At 73.8% G+C, this 18,760-nt stretch carries 19 protein-coding genes; 3 read left to right on the top strand and 16 right to left on the bottom strand.

Going from position 1 to position 18,760, the window contains the following annotated elements:
* From DEF28_RS19290 to DEF28_RS19250, 8 genes are all read right to left on the bottom strand, one after another.
* On the bottom strand, positions 1–333 hold a 333-nt coding region (locus tag DEF28_RS19290), incomplete at its 3' end, for a hypothetical protein (protein ID WP_147281076.1).
* A gap of 456 nt (positions 334–789) precedes the next feature.
* On the bottom strand, positions 790–1,185 hold the full coding sequence (locus tag DEF28_RS19285) for a hypothetical protein (RefSeq protein ID WP_147280175.1): 396 nt from the start codon (positions 1,183–1,185) through the stop codon (positions 790–792).
* Complete coding sequence (locus tag DEF28_RS19280; protein WP_147280176.1) at positions 1,182–1,508, bottom strand: hypothetical protein; 327 nt, start codon at positions 1,506–1,508, stop codon at positions 1,182–1,184. Before DEF28_RS19280 ends, DEF28_RS19285 begins: the two co-directional genes overlap by 4 nt.
* Positions 1,509–1,617: 109 nt before the next feature.
* Positions 1,618–2,460 (bottom strand): helix-turn-helix domain-containing protein, encoded by an 843-nt coding sequence (locus DEF28_RS19275; protein ID WP_114399074.1) that lies wholly within the window; start codon positions 2,458–2,460, stop codon positions 1,618–1,620.
* On the bottom strand, positions 2,457–2,987 hold the full coding sequence (locus tag DEF28_RS19270; RefSeq protein ID WP_114399076.1) for a DUF6879 family protein: 531 nt from the start codon (positions 2,985–2,987) through the stop codon (positions 2,457–2,459). Before DEF28_RS19270 ends, DEF28_RS19275 begins: the two co-directional genes overlap by 4 nt.
* Before the next feature lie 2 nt (positions 2,988–2,989).
* Entirely contained in the window at positions 2,990–3,190 is a 201-nt protein-coding gene (locus DEF28_RS19265; RefSeq protein ID WP_114399077.1) for a hypothetical protein, read from the bottom strand.
* A 597-nt stretch (positions 3,191–3,787) separates the two neighbouring features.
* On the bottom strand, positions 3,788–3,988 hold the full coding sequence (locus DEF28_RS19255; protein WP_114399078.1) for a ferredoxin: 201 nt from the start codon (positions 3,986–3,988) through the stop codon (positions 3,788–3,790).
* Positions 3,985–5,169: a cytochrome P450 gene (locus DEF28_RS19250; protein ID WP_114399089.1), complete on the bottom strand. Its 1,185-nt coding sequence runs from the start codon at positions 5,167–5,169 to the stop codon at positions 3,985–3,987. The genes DEF28_RS19255 and DEF28_RS19250 overlap by 4 nt, the downstream gene beginning before the upstream one ends.
* 165 nt (positions 5,170–5,334) lie before the next feature.
* On the opposite strand from DEF28_RS19250, the gene DEF28_RS19245 reads away from it, so the two are divergent.
* A complete protein-coding gene (locus tag DEF28_RS19245; RefSeq protein WP_114399079.1) occupies positions 5,335–5,961 on the top strand; it encodes a TetR/AcrR family transcriptional regulator in 627 nt (208 codons plus the stop codon).
* Between the two features lie 102 nt (positions 5,962–6,063).
* Here DEF28_RS19245 and DEF28_RS19240 read toward each other — a convergent pair whose 3' ends face one another.
* Complete coding sequence (locus DEF28_RS19240) at positions 6,064–7,479, bottom strand: MFS transporter (protein WP_233515408.1); 1,416 nt, start codon at positions 7,477–7,479, stop codon at positions 6,064–6,066.
* Positions 7,480–7,782: 303 nt separating this feature from the next.
* Positions 7,783–8,058 (bottom strand): hypothetical protein, encoded by a 276-nt coding sequence (locus DEF28_RS19235; RefSeq protein WP_114399081.1) that lies wholly within the window; start codon positions 8,056–8,058, stop codon positions 7,783–7,785.
* A gap of 402 nt (positions 8,059–8,460) precedes the next feature.
* On the opposite strand from DEF28_RS19235, the gene DEF28_RS19230 reads away from it, so the two are divergent.
* Both DEF28_RS19230 and DEF28_RS19225 read left to right on the top strand, forming a co-directional pair.
* A complete protein-coding gene (locus tag DEF28_RS19230; RefSeq protein ID WP_114399082.1) occupies positions 8,461–9,357 on the top strand; it encodes an alpha/beta fold hydrolase in 897 nt (298 codons plus the stop codon).
* Between the two features lie 335 nt (positions 9,358–9,692).
* Positions 9,693–10,292 carry a DUF7691 family protein gene (locus tag DEF28_RS19225; RefSeq protein ID WP_114399083.1) on the top strand — a complete coding sequence of 200 codons (600 nt, stop codon included), beginning with the start codon at positions 9,693–9,695 and terminating at the stop codon, positions 10,290–10,292.
* A gap of 138 nt (positions 10,293–10,430) precedes the next feature.
* Here DEF28_RS19225 and DEF28_RS19220 read toward each other — a convergent pair whose 3' ends face one another.
* The 6 genes from DEF28_RS19220 to DEF28_RS19200 form a co-directional block, all read right to left on the bottom strand.
* Complete coding sequence (locus DEF28_RS19220; protein ID WP_114399084.1) at positions 10,431–13,325, bottom strand: FAD-binding and (Fe-S)-binding domain-containing protein; 2,895 nt, start codon at positions 13,323–13,325, stop codon at positions 10,431–10,433.
* Positions 13,322–14,323 carry a zinc-binding dehydrogenase gene (locus tag DEF28_RS19215; protein WP_114399085.1) on the bottom strand — a complete coding sequence of 334 codons (1,002 nt, stop codon included), beginning with the start codon at positions 14,321–14,323 and terminating at the stop codon, positions 13,322–13,324. Before DEF28_RS19215 ends, DEF28_RS19220 begins: the two co-directional genes overlap by 4 nt.
* 41 nt (positions 14,324–14,364) lie before the next feature.
* Positions 14,365–15,726 (bottom strand): zeta toxin family protein, encoded by a 1,362-nt coding sequence (locus tag DEF28_RS19210; protein WP_158562879.1) that lies wholly within the window; start codon positions 15,724–15,726, stop codon positions 14,365–14,367.
* On the bottom strand, positions 15,723–16,031 hold the full coding sequence (locus DEF28_RS27625; protein WP_158562878.1) for a hypothetical protein: 309 nt from the start codon (positions 16,029–16,031) through the stop codon (positions 15,723–15,725). Before DEF28_RS27625 ends, DEF28_RS19210 begins: the two co-directional genes overlap by 4 nt.
* Positions 16,032–16,597: 566 nt before the next feature.
* Positions 16,598–17,350 (bottom strand): MBL fold metallo-hydrolase, encoded by a 753-nt coding sequence (locus DEF28_RS19205; protein ID WP_114399087.1) that lies wholly within the window; start codon positions 17,348–17,350, stop codon positions 16,598–16,600.
* A 319-nt stretch (positions 17,351–17,669) separates the two neighbouring features.
* The coding region (locus tag DEF28_RS19200; RefSeq protein WP_114446190.1) for a tryptophan dimethylallyltransferase family protein at positions 17,670–18,760 on the bottom strand (1,091 nt) is incomplete at its 5' end.

Here is an 18,760-nt window from a genome sequence, read left to right as displayed (position 1 = left end):
GGCTAGGGCGGGGGCGACGGCTGACAGCAGCCCTGCTTTGTGCATCGCGTTGAGCACGGTCACGAGCCGGCATTGCAGCTCGCGGCCGATCTCCTCGGGGGTGCGTCCGGCATCCAGCTGGGCGCGCAGGACGTCGGGGTCGATGTCGTCGGAGGTGAGCGGGTCGACCTGGGTGGCGGAGCGTCGCACGAGTCGGCCGCTCAGAATCTTGCTGACGTAGGACGTGCTCCGGCCGATCTTCTCGGCGATCTGGGCGAGCTGGGCGCCGTCGCCTCGGGCCGCGCGGATGTCGTCCAGGGAACTGGTCGGGGTGAGTTCTGCCGCCGGGTCCATGGCTGCCTCCGCTCGTCTGGGGGATGTGGGTGCCGTCCGCCGGACGGCGGATCGTGGGGCCCGCCCCGGCCAGGTCTCCCCGGGGCGGGCGGCCGGCGGGTCACCACCCCTGCCGGCGGGTGCCCGCGCCTCCGGTGAGCAGCCGGGGCGCGGGCGGCTCCAAGACGTCGCCGCCCTGGAGGGCGCCGGTCCGCCCCCTCATGGCGGACCGGCGGGCTGCGGGGTCCCGGCCGCACCGCGGGTGCACGGCTGGGTGCGGCCGGGGGTGCCGGTGACTGACCCGGGGGTTGGGCGTTGGGCACCGGCGGCCGGACCACAGGCGGTCCGGCGTTCATGCGCGGCCCGTCCCGGCTGGAGCCATGACGGCCAGGACGGGCCGCGCGGGAGGGCATCGGGCTGGGGAAGAACCCTCCCGTGGCCGCGCCCGCGACGTAAGGGGGTCGCGGGCGCGGCCGTCTACTCGGGCTCCGGCGGGCCGACCGCAGGTTCCGGCCGGGGCCGCCACCGCACCGGTGGGCGCCGATCGATCCCCTCGACCTGCGAGATCACGACGTCGGCGACCTCCACCGCCGCCCGGGGCTCGTGCTCGATGGGGCCGACCGGCGCCCACCACCCCGAACTCGGCGCGTCACCGCCCGGCCGGGCGGGTACCCACACGAACCAGCCCGTGCGGTCCGGCCCCCAGTCGCCGATGCCGAGCAGGACCGCTCCCAGGACCCGGTCGTCCTCGTGGATCTGCGCGTCCACCATCAGCCGGTCCGGGGCGGTCACGGTGACGTACCCGGCGGCGGCGAGCTCCTCCAGCAGCCGGTCGAACGCGTCCTGCTCCGACACCGCGGCGTTCTCGCTCATGCGGCGGCCTGCCGGCACAGCACGTAGGGCCGGGCACTCGGCGGCGGCTCGAACGCAGCCAGGGCGCAGTCGAGCGCGTGGAGGTCATCCGAGGCCAGCGAGATCTCCACGGCCCGGTGCCGCGCCCTGTACGGGGTCGGGTCACCGGTCCGGTAGGTGATCTCCCACCGGGCGCCGTGCCGCAGCGCCATCGAGGCGAACTCGGCGTAGTCCGGGATGCGGGACGGATCCGCGGCCGGACGCTGCGCCGGGACGAACCGGCGGTGCCGGCCCGACTGCCGCGGCGTCACCGCATCGGCAGTGAGAAGCAGGGAAGCGGTCATCGTCACCCCCATGAGGTCTGGTGTCGATGACGCTACGGCTGGGCGTTTCTCGGCGCTTGCCGTGTTTCTCGATGTTTCTTGTTGTCGCGACTGTGGTTCGCGGGTTTGCTCATAGAGTTTCGAGGGCCGCGCGGGCCGAGGCGATCAGGCGGTGCGCGGGCGGCCCGTACACGGCCGACTCGCCAAACCGTTCCCATGCGCGCACGTACAGCGCGATGTCGGCCGCGTCGTCCAGCCACATCTCGGCATTGAGGTTCTCCACGACCACCAGGCGCTCGTCGTAGATCCAGAAGCCGTGGGAGGGCATGAGCTTCAACCGTGCGGCGAAGGGGATGATGCCCAACTCGACCGTGTCCAGACCCATGAGCCCGGAGAGGCGGTCCAGCTGGCCGGCCATCACATCAGGAGGGCAGACGCGCATCCGTAGCGCGGCCTCCCAGACCAGGAACCGGAACTGCCGCCCCGGGTCGTACAGCAGCTCCTGGCGGCGGATCCTCGCCCGCACAGCCTCTTCGGTGTCGCGTGGGGACTGGTGGAAGTCTGAGCTGACCAAGAAGATGTGGCGCGCGTACTCGGCGGTCTGGAACAGGCCGGGAATGATCGATTCCTGGAACCCGCGGAAGAGCCGGGTCTGGTTCGACTCGCTGATCCCGACTTCCTGCCGCGCGCGGTGTCCTCCCGCGAGCTGACGCCGCCACGTCCGGTACCGCGTCTCCAGCCCGCGGAGCGCGGCCTGCAAGCCGGCCTCGGCGTCGGGCTGGCCACACGCCGAGGCCCAGGCGGTCAGGTCGTCGGCGGTCGCGGTCTGCCTGCCGTTTTCCAGCTTGCTGATCTTCGAGTGTGCCCACCCGAGCTTGGCCGCCATCTCGCGCCCGGTGAGCCGACTCCCGATGCGCAGCTCACGCAACTGCGCACCGAGAGCGAGCCGCGCTCTCTGGAAGTCCGTGCTCATGTGGCTAGCGTGGAGAGTTCGGCGACGGGCCTGGCGTAGTGCCAGGCGGCGTCCCGGATCTGGCACGCCGCGAGCACCTGCTGCAGGTCGTTGGTGAGCGCCATCCCCAGGGAGCGGTTGCCCTCGAACGCGAAGACCCCGATCAGCTTGGAGTCGAACAGCCAGAAGTCCTCATGCGGCGCATGAGGGAGCCGCCATGCTTCCGCGCGCGGCAGGTACCGGATGTCCTCCCCGGCCTCGATGCTGTCCGCGACGTCCTCCAGTATCCACCGCTGGTAGTCGGTCGGCGGATCGTCCAGGATCCGGACGCGCTCCACCCGGCGGCCGGCGGCCTCCAGGTCGCGCATGACCCGCAGCCACGGCCGGTCGGGGTCTGGCCGGTGAGGCTCCCCGCGCAACCACGCCTGGAAGTCGTCATCCTCCGAAGCGACCCCGTAGGCGCGGCGAGTCTCCAGCCGCCACGCGGTGTGCTCGAAGCCGTCCCGGAAGAACTCCGTGATCTGGGACCCCGCCAGACGATCAGCCACAGTTAGTCCCTCGGCGCGTACTGGGTGAGCAGCGCACGCGGCACGACCACGAACGTCTCACCGTCCTTGACGTGTTGGAGCTGGGCCAGGGCCTCGGGGTCCGTGAGCTGGTCGCCCTGGACGACGATGTCGCCGGTCTCCGTCTCGTACAGGGTCGGGCAGTCGCCGTCCTTGGAGGTCGAGCCGATCATTCGCAGCTTCATGGGGATCCTTCCGTCTCGGGCACTGCCCGTTGTGCCCCTAGGGTGACCGCTGTCGGGGGTGCCCCGCAACGGGATGGCTTAACTCGTCCTGCGCACGGCTGCGGGTGTGGGACGCCGTCCGGGATGGGCGGCGTCCCACGGCGTCCGGTTCAGGCCCCGGCTGGGACGGACTTCAGGTAGCGGGACAGGTGGCGGTGCTCCGTACCCGAACATGCAGCATCACCTCCTCAACCTGCATTTCGAGGTGATGGGCGACCGGGCTCGGCTACATGTGGTTCGTGGCCGTCACCGCGCCGGGGAGAACGGACGCCCCCTACTCCATGGGCGGACCCTGCGATTGGGAGTTCCGCCGGGCCCGGACGGCTGGCTCCTCACCAGGCAGCGGCTCGGCGTGTGGTGGACCGGCGGCGAGAAGGCCCAGGGGGCCTTCGAGGGACGCGGGGTTCCGGGCGGACGTCCGCCGCCCGGTCCGCCGCCGCAGCGCCCGCACGCGGGCGCCGCACGCTTCGCCCGCCCAGGGCCGTCACGAGGCGGGGCCGCCGCATGACGGCGGCCGATGGCCCGGATGCAGACCGGGTACCACAGCGGGCGGTGGCGTCACGGGTCGTCGCGCAGCGAGAGGGCGTGGGACGGGCAGAGCGTCACCGCGTCACGCATTGCGCTGGGGTCTGCCGCCGCCGTGTCCGACCGCACGACCACCCGGCCGTCGCGGTCGTCCTGGTCGAAGACCTCCGGCACGGTCAGGACGCACATGCCCGCGCCGGCGCACCGCTCGCGGTCGACGTGCAGCCGGGTCATCGGGCCGACCAGGTGACGGGGAGTTCGCGGACTCCGTAGATGACCATGTCGTCGCGCAACGGGACCTCCTCCGGTGGGACCGCCAGCCGCAGCGTGGGGAACCGCCGGAACAGGGCGGGGAAGCCGACCCGCAGCTCCACCCGGGCGAGCTGCTGCCCGATGCACTGGTGCACCCCGTGGCCGAACGAGATGTGTCCGGCGGCGGAGCGTGTGAGGTCGAGCGTGTCGGGGTCGGCGAACCGCCCGGGATCGCGGTTGCCCTCGGGGATCGAGACCATGACGCTCTCGCCGGCCCGCACCCGGACCCCCTCGATCTCGACGTCCTCCAGCGCGGCGCGCACCGTGCCCGGGACGATGGGCAGGTAGCGCAGGAGCTCCTCCACGGCGTTCTCCACGGTCTCCGGGTCGGTGATCACCGGGATCTGCGCGGGGTCGAGCAGCAGCGCGAGGACGCCGAGGCCGAGCACGTTCGCGGTGGTGTCGAACCCGCCGCCGAGGAGGAGGAACCCGATGTTGGTGACCTCCTCGTCGGTGAGGTCGCCGTCGGAGAGCAGCCCGCCGAGCAGGTCGTCGGCCGGCTCGGCCCGCTTGCGCCGTACCAGTTCGCCGAGGTACCCGGCCACGTTCGCCTGCGCCTGCACCTTTTCCTCCGGCGAGGCGTCGATGCGCGACATGCTGACGATCTCCTGGGTGAACCGCTCGCGGTAGTCGCGCGGGACTCCGAGCAGGTCGCTGATCACCAAGGCGGGGATCGGCGCGGCGTACGCCCGCACGAGGTCCACCGGCGGCTCGGCCGCGGCCATCCGGTCGAGATGCTCCTCGGCGATCTCCTCGATGTGTGCGGCGAGCCGGCGCATCCGCCGGACGGTGAACTGGCCGGCGAGCAGATGCCGGTAGCGGGTGTGATCGGGCGGGTCCATGCTGATGAACTGGCCGGGCCGCGCGGGCGGGATGTCGAGGGTGGTCGCGAACCCGCTGTTGCGCAGCTCCTGCCGGGCGCTGAACCGGGGATCGGCCAGGACCTCGCGGATGGTGGACCGCCGGGTGGCCAGCCAGCCCTCCCGGCCGTCCGCGAAGCGCACCCGCGCGATCGGGCGCTCGGCGCGCAGGTCCAGGATCTCCTGGGGCGGGTCAAACAGGCTGGTGCGGGTGAAAGGGAACGTCAGGGGTTCGCTCGTCATGGTCTTGCCCTTCTGGGCGGTCCGCGCGGCGCGGGCCACCCGTGCTCTCTGCCGAAGCTCCGTGGAACGGTCGCCGTGGTCCCGCGCGCGACCACACCCACATTTAATTACATCGAATGTAAAAGTACAACGCATGTATCGATCATTCGAATGTAAGATCGCCGCATGCAGGAGTCCCGGCGGGAGCGCAAGAAGCAGCAGACACGGCAGCTGCTCATGGAGACCGCGATCCGCCTCTTCAGCGAGCAGGGGTACGAGCAGACCACCGTCGCCCAGATCGCGGCCGCCGCCGACGTGGCCACGAAGACGTTCTTCAACCACTTCCAGAGCAAGGACGAGGTGCTCTTCACCGCCAACCGGGAACGCAGCGCGCTCGCACTGGAGGTGATCGCCGACCGGCAGCCCGGCGAGAGCGTCGCGGACCTGCTGACCCGGACCTACAACGCGATGCTGGCCGACTACCTCGCCAAAGACGCCGACGGGCGCGAGCGCGCGCTCATGGAGACCTACGTCCAGCTGGTGATGAGCGCCCCCGCACTCCAGGCCAAGGCGCTGCACGTGGCGTTCGACGTGCAGCGCGACATCGCCGCGGCGCTCCTCGCGGCCTATCCGGACGAACTCGACGCGGTCAGCGCCGCCGCGGTCGTCGGCGCCACGTGGGGCGCCGCATTGGGGGCCTCGCTCACCAGCATGGAGCGGGGCGACCCGGAGGAGAAGTTCTGGGCGGCCATGCGCCGCGGAATCGACATCGCGCTTCACGGGCTGGAGGCGAACCGGCCGAACGCACGCTGAGCGGCATCTGGCCGGCCGGATCGGGGTGACCACCGGCCGGCCCGGCGCGCTTTCCACGCCGCCACGCTGCTGTCGGATGGCAGCGCGTGGCGGCGCGGTCCCCTACTCGGCCTGCGGCCGCACCTCCGTGGTGGCCGAGGAGCGGCTGATGACCACGGCACCGACGGCCAGCCCGGCGATCGCGAGGAGCGCTGCGGTCAGGAACGGGTCTCCAGCGTGCACAGCGGGAGCGAACCCGATGCCCACGTAGACGGCCACGCCGCTGGCCCCGCCGAGCTGATCGGCTGCCCGCTGAACACCGGAGGCGATCCCGGCGTCCTCCTCGGTGGTTCCGCTGACCGCGATGTACTGCAGCCCCACGAGCCCGAAGCCCATCCCCGCGGCGATCAGCAGCATCGCCGGTAGCAGCCACGCTGCCCCGGCCCCCAGGACGGCCACGAGAGCGATCACTGTCATCGCGCCCGCAGCGGCTCCGAGGCCTGCCAGCACGCACACGCGTGCCCCCCAACGGCCCAGCAGCCGGGGCACGAGAACCGAGGCCGCGATCAGCGCCACAGCCAACGGCAGCATCATAAGTCCGGCTCCGAGCGGACCGATCTCGAGACGGTCCTGCAGGTAGAACGTGAACAGCAGGAACGAGGTCGACAACGCCCCGCTGAGCAGCGCCGTCGTCAGGTTCGCCCGCACCCGGGGACCGTTGGCGAGGAAGGCAAGGGGCACCAGCGGGTCCGGTGACCTCGATTCGACCCGCACGAACCCGGCGGCCGCCAGCACCGCAGCGACCAGCGCCGCCAGGCCCGCCCACGGGCTCGTGCCAGGTTCACCGGCCTCGACCACGCCATAGGTGAACAGCAATGGGCACGCGGTCAGCAGGAGCGCGCCCAGCAGGTCCAGCCGGGCCCGTTCACGGGAAGTGGGACGGTCGGCCTGGCCGAACACGAGCGCGGCCACGACGACGGCGAGGATGAAGGGCACCGAGACCAGGAAGATCCAGCGCCAGCCCAGGTGGGCGGTGATGATTCCCGAGAGGGCGAACCCGAGCACCAGGCCGCAGCTGGCGACCGCGGCCCACACGCTCAGGGCCCGCGACCGGCGTGGGCCCTCGGGGAACATCAGCACGATGGTGGCCATCGCGGCGGGCAGTGCGATGGCCTCACCGGCCCCCTGGACGAGGCGCGCGGCCACCAGGACCGGGAACGAGGGGGCCAGGCCAGCCAGCAGAGATGCCGCACCGAACAGGGTCGTGCCGACCAGCAGCGTGCGGCGGCGCCCCAGCAGGTCGCTGATGCGACCGCCGAGCATCAGCAGCCCGCCGCCGGTGATGGTGTAGCCGACCACGACCCATGTCAGCGAGTGGCCTCCGACGCCGAGATCCGCGCCGATCGAGGGTAGCGCGATGTTGACCACGGTCACGTCGACCGCGATGAAGAACTGCAGCATGGACATCGCGCACAGCACGAGCCATGCCCGCGTGGGAGACGGGCTCTGCCCGCGGGAGGAGGAAGTGCCTGAAAGCATCGAGTGCTCCGTCGCTCTGAAGAGCCTTGAGCAGCACAGAGGGCCGCTCCGGACTGATCACGAAGCGGCTGGACGTTCCAGGTGGGTGGTGTGGTGAGTTGGACGTCCCGCCGCTAGCGGGACGTCCTGGTCACTGCCGCACAAGCGGCCGAGCACGATGCGCCTGACATGCTGGTCAGGCTAGCAGCGGCGCGTCAGGAGCACCTATCCGCGCAACCTCTGAGCGGACGGGCCGCCAGGTTCCGGGAGTTGGCCTGGTCCGTGCGCGGTCCCCGTGTCGGATGCCGGGGACCGCGCGGTGTTCTACGGGAGGGAGACGCTGGAGCCGGGGACGACCGCGGTCTCGCCGGAGTGGACGAACCCGACGATCCGGCCGCTGCAGCCGGGCAGACCGTGGACGACCACGGTCTCGTTCGTCCCGTTCTCGATCCTCAGCGGCCGCTCCTCGGAGTCGTAGCAGCCGTGCGGGTCGGTGATCGCGCGCCCGTTGAGGAGCAGCGTGCCGCTGGCCGCGTGGGCGGGTGCGGCGGTGACCAGGGCGAGGCCGGTGGCGGCGAGGATCACGGCGAAACGCTTCATAGCGCTCCCATCACATGGAGTCGTGGCCGATCGAGGTTCATTGCACCGCCTCCCTCCGGGCGGCGCCAACCCCGACCACGCCATCGATGCCCGTTGTGACCTGCCCGTATACCGAGATCAGTCGAAAGATCCCGCGCGAGCCGCCACCGACCGCGCTCCCGCGTCCGAGTAGCGGGAGGCCCCTCCTGCTTCGGCGTGCCCCGGCGGTGGCCGGAGTGCCGGGCCGGGGGCTACTCCCGCCCCGCGGCGGCTGTCCCCCTCGCGAGCTACGCGCGGGTGTCCGCCGCCGGGTGACGATTTCCGGAGGCCGGGCCCGTAGCGTCCAGTGGCAGATGACGCGCTCCGGCCACGAAGCCTGAACGGTCCGTCTCCCCCCCCCCGCACGCTTTGGAAGGCGTTCTCATGAAGCACTCGATCAGGGCAAGCGCCGCGGCCGCACTGGGTGTCGTGGCCGGTGTGGGGCTGACCGGATGCGCCGGAGCCGCGGAGGTGGGATCGCGGCTGCTCCCCGAGGACGTGCCGACGAATGCCGGGGAGTTGTTCTCCGGAACCGAGGAGATCGTCGTCGACGGCCGCTCGGTGAACGTCTCCTGCTCCGGCGTCCCGGTGCCCGGCGAGCCGGTCGTCGTCCTGCTGCACGGCGGGGGCGACGACCTGACCACCATGGCCGACCTCCAGGAGACGCTGAGCGCCGACGCCCGGGTCTGCTCCTACGACCGGCTCGGCGCGGGCGGGAGCGACCAGCCGGACGGTCCCCAGGACTACGACGACATCGGGGAGACGCTGACCGGGGTCCTCGACGAGGTCGCGTTGGGCGGTCCGGTCGTGCTGGCCGGGCATTCGATGGGCGGCCTGATCGCCGCGAGGTACGCGCCCGACCACCCGGACCGGGTCCACGGCCTGGTCCTGCTGGACGCGACCTCGCCGACCGCGATCGCCGACCTCAAGGACCGGATCCCCGAGTCGGCCACCGGCCCGGCGGCTGAGCTGCGCGCCCAGACCCTCGCGGTCTTCGCGGGGGAGAACCCGGAACAGCTCGTCTTCACCGACGGGGAGGTGCGCTCCGCCGGTGATATCCCGGTGCAGGTGCTCCAGCACGGGCAGCGGTACCTCGCGGAGGTCCCCGAGTACGGGCCGGGCCTTGAGGAGGACTGGACCGCGGGCCAGGAGGCGTGGCTGGCGGTGTCCAGCGAGAGCGGACTGGCCACCGCGGAGAACAGCGGGCACTACATCCACGTCGACGAGCCCGAGGTCGCCGTCGAGGCGATCGAGCGCGTCACGGCCCAGGCGGCCGGCTGAGGGCCCGGTCCCCGGGCTCGCGGTCGCACCAGCCCGGGCGGCTCGCATGGCTGCCGGGCCGCGGGCCTGTCCCCGGATGCTCCGGCCACCACCGCCCGCCCGCCGGTGGCCGCCGGCGCCGCACGCCGAGGTGAGCTGGTCGCGGGCGTGCGGGGCAGCCACTTCGGCCGCCTGTACTGGACGTCTGCCAGCAGGCGGGCGTCAGCCCCGACATCGCGCACCGCAACGCCGAATACTCCGGCTGCCAGGGCGGGGAGTCTGGGGTGGCGGATCTGCGCAGGTCCTCGGTCGTCGCTTTCGTCGCCGATGTCGGTGCTCGCTCCTAGGGTGTCGGCATGAGTTACGCACTGACCACGTACGTGATCGACATCGATGTGGCGCGGGCGGCCATCGGGTCGAAGGACGAGAAGCTGCGGCGGATGATCGGCGGCCGGTTCAAGCGGCAGCTGGCGGCCGACGACCGGTACTTCGCCCATGAGATCGAGCGGGGCGCTCCGACCCGCCACGAGGCGGTGCGCGCGGTCATCGACGGTGGCCCCTATGACGAGCAGTACGCGTTCCAGTACGGCTACGCCTACCAGCTCGTGTGCGAGTTCTACGGACGGGCGTGCTTCAACAACGACTTCTCGCCGTTCCGCGGGGACTGGCTGGAGCAGGTCGACGCCGGACTGAAGCAGCTCGGCATCACGGCGGTGGCGGTCACCGAGTTCGGCTACGGCAGCTTGCCGGCGGAGCTGCCCCGGCCCGAGCACCTGCCCTGCTACGGCGAGTGGAGCGCCGAGGAGTGCCGGCAGGCGCTGGCCCAGTGGGAGGCGACCACGCCCGACCAGCGCGCGGCTCTGGAGTACGAAGTGCGGACGGCGATCGAGTCGTGCTCGCGTTGGTGGTCCGACGCCGTGGCGGCGGAGCGGGGTGTCGCCGGTTTCATGAGCTGACGGTGACCGCCGACCGGGCCGGGACGCGCACCGGGTCCTCCGGTGCGCGAGCCGGTGTGCGCGGCCGGCTCAGCCGGGGCCGCGGCGGAGACGGCGGGGCGCGGCGCCCCTGATGAGGTCCGGCACCGGCCCGCTCCGCTAGCCGTCCTCGCCACCGTCCCGCGCCGCCGCGAGCGGCGGGCGCGAGGGCAGGTGCCGCGCGAGCAGCTGGGCCAGGTGCACGCCTCGGACGCCGGCGAGGTGCTCGGCCTGGGTGCGGCAGGAGAAGCCGTCGGCCAGGAGGACGGTGTCCGGCGCGGCGGCGCGCAGCGCGGGGAGCAGGGCGTTCTCGGCCACCGCCACCGACACCTCGTAGTGCCCGCGTTCCATGCCGAAGTCGCCCGCGAGGCCGCAGCACCCAGCGAGCGCGGTGACCTCGGCACCGGCCTCCCGCAGAATCGCGAGGTCGCGCTCGTAGCCCATGACCGCGTGCTGGTGGCAGTGCGGCTGCGCCAGGACCGTGAGGCCGCGCAGGTCGGGCGGGCGCCAGCGGCGTCCCTCGGCGGGGTGGTCGGTGAGCACCTCGGCGAGGGTGTGGACCGAGGCGGCGACCTGCCGGGCCCGGGGGTCGTCGGGTAGCAGTTCGACCAGGTCCGAGCGGAGCGCGGCGGTGCAGGACGGCTCCAGACCCACGATGGGGGTGCCCGCCGCGGAGTACGGGCCGAGCACGGCCAGCAGGCTGCGGAGCCGGCGGCGTGCGCCGTCGAGCTGGCCGGTGCTGGTCCAGGTGAGGCCGCAGCAGGCGCCGCGCTCCGGCACCACCACGCGGTACCCGGCGTCGGTGAGCACGTCGGCGGCCGCCCGGGCCACCTCGGGGTCGATGTTCTCGCTGAACGAGTCGGCCCAGAGGACGACCTCGGGGCCGTCCACCGCACCGGAACCGCCGCGCCGCCCGCTGCGCCGCCACCGCCGGCTGAACGGCGCCGCGGGGAACCGGGGTGCCCGGCGCCGGCGGTCGACTCCGGCCAGCGCGAGCAGCGCCCGGCGCACCGGCGGAAGCGCGAACGCGGCGTTGGCCGCGGCCGGCCCCAGGACGGGCAGCCGGTGCAGCAGTGCGAGCCAGCGGGGCAGCCGCCCCAGGCTGTAGTGGGTCGCGGGGCGCACCCGGCCCGCGAACGCGCGGTGCAGGACCTCGGACTTGTACCGCGCCATGTCGACCCCGGCCGGGCAGTCGCTCGCGCATGCCTTGCAGGACAGGCACAGGTCCAAAGACTCGCGGACCTCCGGCGCCGCCCAGCCGCGTACGAGAGTGCCGTTGGCCATCTCCTGGAGCACGCGGGCGCGGCCCCGGGTGGAGTCCTTCTCGTCGCGGGTGGCGAGGTAGGAGGGGCACATGAAACCGCCGCCGGCGCGGGTGTCGGCCCGGCACTTCGCGACCCCGACGCACCGGTGTACGGCGCGCGTGAGGTCGCCGTCGTCGGAGGTGAGGGCGAAGCCGCCGGCGACGGGCAGCGGCCGCGCGGCGGGACGGCGCAGGCGGGCGTCGACCGGGTCGGGGCGGACGAGGACGCCCGGGTTGAGGATGTCGTGCGGGTCGAGCAGCGCCTTGAAGCCGGCGAAGAGCCCGATGGCGCGTTCGGAGTACATGAGCGGCAGCAGTTCACCGCGCGCCCGCCCGTCGCCGTGCTCGCCGGAGAGCGAGCCGCCGTGGGCGGCGACCAGGCGGGCGGCGTCGTGCAGGAACGCCCGCAGCACCGAACCGTCCTCCTCCAGCGGGAGGTCGATGCGGACGTGCACGCATCCGTCGCCGAAGTGGCCGTAGGGAAGGCCCTCGACGCCGTAGCCGGCCATGAGCGCCTCGAACTCGCGCAGGTAGCCGCCCAGGCGTTCGGGCGGGACGGCGGCGTCCTCCCATCCGGGCCACGCCTGGCGGCCGGCGGGTGTGCGGCCGGCGAGCCCGGCACCGTCCTCGCGGATACGCCACATGGCGCTCGCCGCCGCGCCCGCCGGCAGGACGGCCGAGTCGAGCGCACCGGCGTCGGCGGTCAGCGTGCGGGCCGACTCCATGGCGGCACCGGAGTCGGTGCCGCCGACCTCCACCATCAGCCACCCGCCGCCGCGCGGCAGGTCGGGGACGCGCCGGGTGCCGTGGTGCCGGCGCACCACGTCGACCAGCCGGGCGTCCAGCCCTTCGACGGCCAGCGGCCGGTGGGTGAGCAGCCGCGGCACGGCATCGGCCGCGGCGGCCATGTCCGGGTAGCCGAGCACGACCAGCATCCGGGCGGGGGTGATCTCGACCAGGCGGACGGTGGCATCGAGGGTGACCGCGGCGGTGCCCTCGCTGCCGACGAGCGCCCGGGCCAGCGAGCCGCCCCGCTCGGGGAGCAGGTGCTCCAGGGAGTAGCCCGACACCTGCCGGGGGAAGCGGCCGAATTCGGTGCGCAGCACCTCCAGGTTGCCGCGCACCAGTTCGGCGAGGCCGGGCACGGGGTCCAGGCCGGCGCCCGCGGTGAACCGGCGGCCGGTGCCGTCGGCCACGGTGAGCTCGCGTACGTTGTCCGCCGTGCGCCCGTAGGCGACGGCGTGCGGCCCGCAGGCGTTGTTGCCGATCATTCCGGCGATGGTCGCGCGCGCCTGGGTGGAGGGGTCGGGGCCGAACCGCAGGCCGTGCCGGGCGGCGGCGCGCTGGAGGTCGGCCAGGACCACGCCGGGCTGGACGACGGCGGTCCGGGTGTCGGGGTCCAGGGAGAGGACGCGGTCCATGTGCCGGGAGAAGTCGAGCACGATGCCGGGGCCGACGGCGTTTCCGGCCACGGACGTGCCGCCGCCGCGGCAGGTGAGCGGCACGTTCTCCTCGCGGGCGACCGCCAGCACCGCGAGGACGTCGTCCTCGTCGCGGGGCAGCACGACGACCTCGGGCACCACCCGGTAGTTGGAGGCGTCGGTGGAGTACTCCGCGCGGCGGCGGCCGTCGGCGGCGACCTCGCCGCGCACGCGGGTGCGCAGCAGGGACGCGAGCGCGCTCCGGCGCCCGTCGGCCCCGCCCGCGCTCATCGGTCCCCCTCCGAGATGGCGATGCCGATCTTGGCAGCGCCGTCGCCCTGCCGCCGCGCCGCGGCGAGGGCCGCGGGCGCCTCCTCCAGGGGGAAGGCGCGCTCCAGGCAGTGGTCGACCCGGATCTCGCCGCGCAGGATGAGGTCGACGGCCTCCCGGAACGAGCGCAGACCGGGCTCGAACTGGGTGCCGGCGGCCCACTCCACCGTGACCGACTTCTGGAACGCGAGGTGCACCGGGAACGGCGCCGTGCCGGACGACTCCGGGTAGCCGAAGAAGCCGAGTGTGCCGCGCGGCCGCACGGCCTCGACCGCGTGCTGGCGGCACCGGTCGTAGCCCGCGGCCTCGACGACGAGGTCGACCCCCGTCCCGCCGGTGAGGTCGAGCGCGGCCTCGACGACCGACTCGGCGGGGGCGTGCACCAGCCGGGTGGCGCCGAGCCGCTCGGCGACCGCGAGCCGGTCCCGGTTGAGGTCGGACACCACGACCGCCGCGCAGCCGAGCCGCCGGAGCTGCTGCAGGAAGAAGAGTCCGGCCGAGCCGGCGCCGATGACCGCCGCGGAGCGGGGTGCCTGCCCGGTCGCGGCGCCGGCGCGGAGGAACTTGCGCATGGCGAACAGGGTGGTGCCCAGTTGCTGGGCCGGCAGCAGCCTCCGCAGGTCGGAGCCGGCGGGCAGCGCCAGCAGGTGCGTGCCGTCCACGGCCTGGAACTCCGCGAAGCAGCCGCCCGCGCGTCCCGGCGGCACCGTGAGCACGGGCGTGCCGGGTGGGAACTTCCCGGACCGGCTGTCCGCCACGACGCCGACCCCTTCGTGCCCGGGATACCCAGGGGCGCCGAGCCGGTCCGGCTGATGGAAGCCGTCGAAGACGACGTGCACGTCCGACCCGCAGACCGAGGCGTGCCGCATGGCCACGAGCACCTGTCCGGACGTGATGCCGGGGACCTCGAAGTCGCCCACCTCCAGCACCCCGGGGCCCGGCATGAACGCTGCCCGCATGAGGTCCTCCTCCCTCCTCGCCGCCGCCCGCCGCGGACGGGTCAGGCGGTGCGCCGGCTCCCGGGCGCTCCGCGTCGCCGCGCCAGGCGCAGGTACCGCCGCTCCTTCACGCTGCTCGCCGCGGGCCGTCTCCCGGCCGCCGTGATCCCCCTCGGGAAGTCGCCCATGGCGAGGTCCCGGCGGCCGTGCACGCTGGTGCGGAGGTGAGTCCGGGCCTCGTCCCGCACCTGCTGCTCGATCCGCGCCCGCTCCGGGTCGATCTGATGGCGGCGCAGCTGCTCGCGCTTGAGGTGCGGCACGGCGGCGCCCAGCGACGCCGAGGGGCCGGCGTGCTCGGTGAGCATGGTGCCGAGGTCGGTCAGGTTGCGGAGGAAGACGAGCGGCGCGGCCGGCAGCAGCTTGTTGGCGACGCCCTCCGCGCTGGCGTCGAGGACGTAGCGGGTGACGCGCTGCGCGGCGCGGTGCAGCCGCATGGCGCGGGCCTCGTCCTGCCCCCCGTAGGCGAACCGCGCGTGGTAATCGGCGTCCTGGCGGAGCAGTTCGAACCGCGGCCGGGTGGTGGCGGTGAGCTGGTCCCGGTCGACGGCCAGCGCGACACCCGTCCAGTACAGGTTGAGCCAGTCAAGGGCCTCGCCCTCGCGGGGGTCGCGGGCGACGGCGGCCTCGTACCGCTCGACGGCCGCGGCCTCCGCGCGCCACGCGCCGTCGGGACCGCGCGTGTTGCCGTACACGAACCGCGTCTGGTCCGAGATGTCGATGCTGACGACGTTGGGGTGGCTCTCCAGCCGGGCGAGGGTCTTGGGGACCTCCGGGATGCACTTCTCGTGCGAGTCGTGCTGCGTCCACCGCGCGTCGGCCGCGCCGGGGAGCAGGTAGCGGATGGTGGAGTCCAGCCGGCTCCGCCACGGGGGCGTGGCCATGACGGCGACGTGCACCGGGCGTCCGTGCTCGGCGGCGAGGTCGGCGACGTCGAGGGGATAGGACGTGCGGAGCGAGTTCTCCAGGGCCACCGGGTAGCCGTGCTCAAGCGCGTGCTTGAGTGCCATCCGGAGCAGCGCGCCGGCGACCTCCTCGGTGACGTAGGGCATGGCCTGCGGATCCTTCGCGATCCGCTCCTTGGCCGCGGGATGGGTCTGGAACGAGCGGAACCAGTCGCGGTCGAGGTGGATGAAGTCGCAGGAGTACCGGTTGCGCAGCACCGAGAAGAGCGTGCTCTTGCCCGAGCCGGGCACGCCGCCCAGCAGCAGCACCGGGGCGTCGGCGTTCGGCTCCTTTTCGTCGAACAGCTCGGGGATCACGTCCTGCTCGAAGATCTCCGCCAGCTCCGTGGTGGAGAGCGCGAAGTCGCGGGGATCGATGTCGTCGAGGGATCCGGTGGTGGAGGCGGCGGAGGCCACGGTCACCGCTCCCGGAGCTCGGTGAGCTCGGCCCGCCAGCGCTCGACGTGGTCGAGGAGCGCGGCACGGTCGTCGGCCGGCACCCGCTGCCGCCGGTCGAGGACGTCGGTGGACCTCGCCCGCCAGCGCCGCCGCTCCGGCTCGCTCGGGGCCAGCAGGGCGAGGCGGGTGTACTCGCTCATCAGCGCGCCGGCGGTGTCGCGGAAGACGCCGTGCACGACGGTGTCCGGCAGGGCAGCGTAGGGGTCGGTGGGGTTCGGTAGTCCGAACGCCGCGAGCGGCTCGTCGTTCCCGACCGGATCGCCGGACATCGCGGGCACCTCTCTCGTCTCGGGTGACGTGGTGGGAACGTCCGCGCGAACGCCGGTGGAACGCTCCCAGACGGCACCGTACCCGGCTCCCGGTGCCGGGGCACAGCCGCGGTCCAGGGGCTGTGGACAACGCCGCGCGGCGTGGACCGGGCCCGGACGCGCCGCCCCCGCCGCGACCTCGTCCCGAAGGCGGGAGCAGCGCCCGCCGGACCGCACCCATCGGAAATAGCCGCGTTCCGGACCGCTTCCGGATGGCTCGGCCACTGGGCCGAAACCCCGGTTCGAAACCGTGGGAACCCGTGGAAGCCCGTGGAAGCCCATGCACACCGGAGGAGCGGGCCCGGCCCGGCCCGGCCCGCGCCCGTGATTCTTGACCTTCCGCCCCCTTCCGCCGCGCTGACCAGGCGTTTACCGTGGATCTACGCGTTCGGCGCGTCGCCGGCGGCCTCGGTCGCGGCGCGAGAGGCCGCCTTCCCCTCCTGTGCGGCGGCTTCCGGCCCCTGCTCGTGACCTCCCTGCCGAGCAGGGGCCGTCCTTCTCTCCCGCTCTCCCGGGAGCCGGTCCGGTCAGGACGCGCGCTCACGCGCCCGCGCCGCCGCCTCGCGTGCGGTACCCCGGTGGACCGGGCCGTGGCCGGGCAGCAGGACGTCGGCCTCGACCCGCTCCAGCACGTCGAGGGAGGCGAGCGCCCCGGCCCGGTCCCCGTCGAACATGCGGGGCAGCAGCTGCGGTCCGCGCACCGCCGAGGTGGGATGCCCGGTCACGAGGGCGTCCCCGGTGACCAGCACCCCGAGGTGCGGCAGGTGGTACGCGCAGTGACCCGGTGTGTGCCCCGGCGTGTGCACCGGTACCGGGCGTCCGGGCAGGTCCAGCGGTCCTGATGTGGTCGGAAACGGCCGGGCCATGGGCACCCGCGCGTCGGCGAGGCCGCCCGACCGTGCGGCGTGCACCGCCCACGGCAGCACGCCCGGCCGCCACCCGTTGCGGAGGACCTCTCCGAAGGTCACCTGGGTGCGGCTCTCCCACCGCGCGTTCGGCACCTCCGCCTCGTGCATGAGCACCGGGACGCCGTGGTCGGCACCGAACAGCCGCGCGGACCCGATGTGGTCGGTGTGCGCGTGCGTCACGAGCACGGCCGCGACGTCCTCGGGCCGCCGCCCCACCGCCGCCAGCGACGCCGTCAGCGGCTCGCGGTCGCCGGGATAGCCGGTGTCCACGAGCGTGACCGCGTCGCCGTCGGTGAGGATCACCCAGTTGGTGCTGCCGCCGTGGACGAGGTGGACCCCCGCCGCGACCTCGGTGATGCCGTCCTGGCGCATGGGCGTGCTGCTCCTTGGTGCGTGGGCCCGCCAGCGCGGGTCCGCGGTGGCGGTGCGGGTCGGCGGCCGGGGAGAGGGCCGGGGTCGTCGGAACGGCACGCTACGGCATCCCCGGCCGCGGCCACGCGAAGCGGAGCGGGGCCGGGCGGCTGACCGACGCGCTGCTCCGCGAGCGGGGGGTCAGGACTCCGCGCCGGCGGACCCGGCCACCGGACACCGGCAGCCGCCCGTCCCCGCTGGTCAGCGCGCCGGTACCGCAAACCGCAGCGCGCGCTGCGGTGCCGGCGTCCGGGCCGTAGGGCGCCTGCGTCCAGCCTTCTCAGCCGAACAGGCCGGGGGCCAGGTACGCCGCGAAGCGCGGCCGCCCGCCCGGGGGTGCCGGGCGGTAGGAGACGAAGTTGTGCAGGCCGGTCTCCTCAAGCGGCCGGTCGGCGACGGCCGCCAGGAAGGCCGCGTACGGCGCGGGGTCGGCCCCCACCGAGCGGACGAAGGCGCTCATACGGTCGCGGGCGGCCGCGTCGTTCCCCGCCGCCGGGAGCACCGGGACGTACAGCGTGGCGGTCGCGGGGGCGGCGGCTCCTTCGGTCAGCTCGTAGACGGTCACCGGCTGCTTGGGCCAGTCGGGGCCCTCCGCGCCGGCCACCGCGCGCAGCACCTCCGCGAACGCGCCCGGCACGTGGGAGCGCGCCGCGCTCGCGTACCGGTCGATCGCGGCCGCGTCCACGCCGGCGTGGCCGAGGTAGACCTTGATACGGGCCGAGGCCGCGTCGTCGAGGTCCAACGCGAGTCCCACCGGGATTCGCCCGGCTCCGCCGAGACCTCCGACGTGCTCAAGGAGCGCACGCCATCCGGCCTCGGCGCCGAGGCGGCGCATGGCCTCGTCCAGCACCGGGCCGGCGCGTTGCGGACCGCCCGCCTGCGGGTCCAGGTACACCTTGAAGAGCGGGTCGGCGCCGGGCCGCCACGCCACACCGTGCCAGATGGTGAACAGCCCGCGGGGCTCGGCGACGGTGAACAGGTCCTCCAGCGCCAGGCAGCGCCCGACGGAGACGCCGAACTCGGTGCCCAGCCGCCGGGTGAGCGCCCAGCCGGCCGCCTGGCCGGCGGCGGCCGCGGGCGCCGCGCCCAGTGTCTCGACGGAGCAGCGCAGTTCCGTGCGGTCGCCGTGCCAGGCGACGGACGGCTCGAACGGCGACCCGTCGATCGCCACGGTGGCCGGAACCGCCACCGCGTCAAGTGGAGTGTGGCCCCACGGGTCGCACAGCCGTTCCAGCAGCGCCAGCGCCTCGGCGCGCTCCGGCGCGGGCAGCGCCAGGGCGTCCCAGCACCGGCGCACCGTGTCGAGTGCGGCCTCGGTGAGACTCGTGTCGGCCCGGTACCGGCGGGTCACCCGCCGGAGCGGCGGGCGGG

It is taken from the genome of Marinitenerispora sediminis (genome assembly GCF_003336425.1).
In the GTDB taxonomy this organism is placed as follows: domain Bacteria; phylum Actinomycetota; class Actinomycetes; order Streptosporangiales; family Streptosporangiaceae; genus Marinitenerispora; species Marinitenerispora sediminis.
Note: the sequence above shows the minus strand (reverse complement) of the source record. Positions and strands in the feature narration are given on the sequence as shown.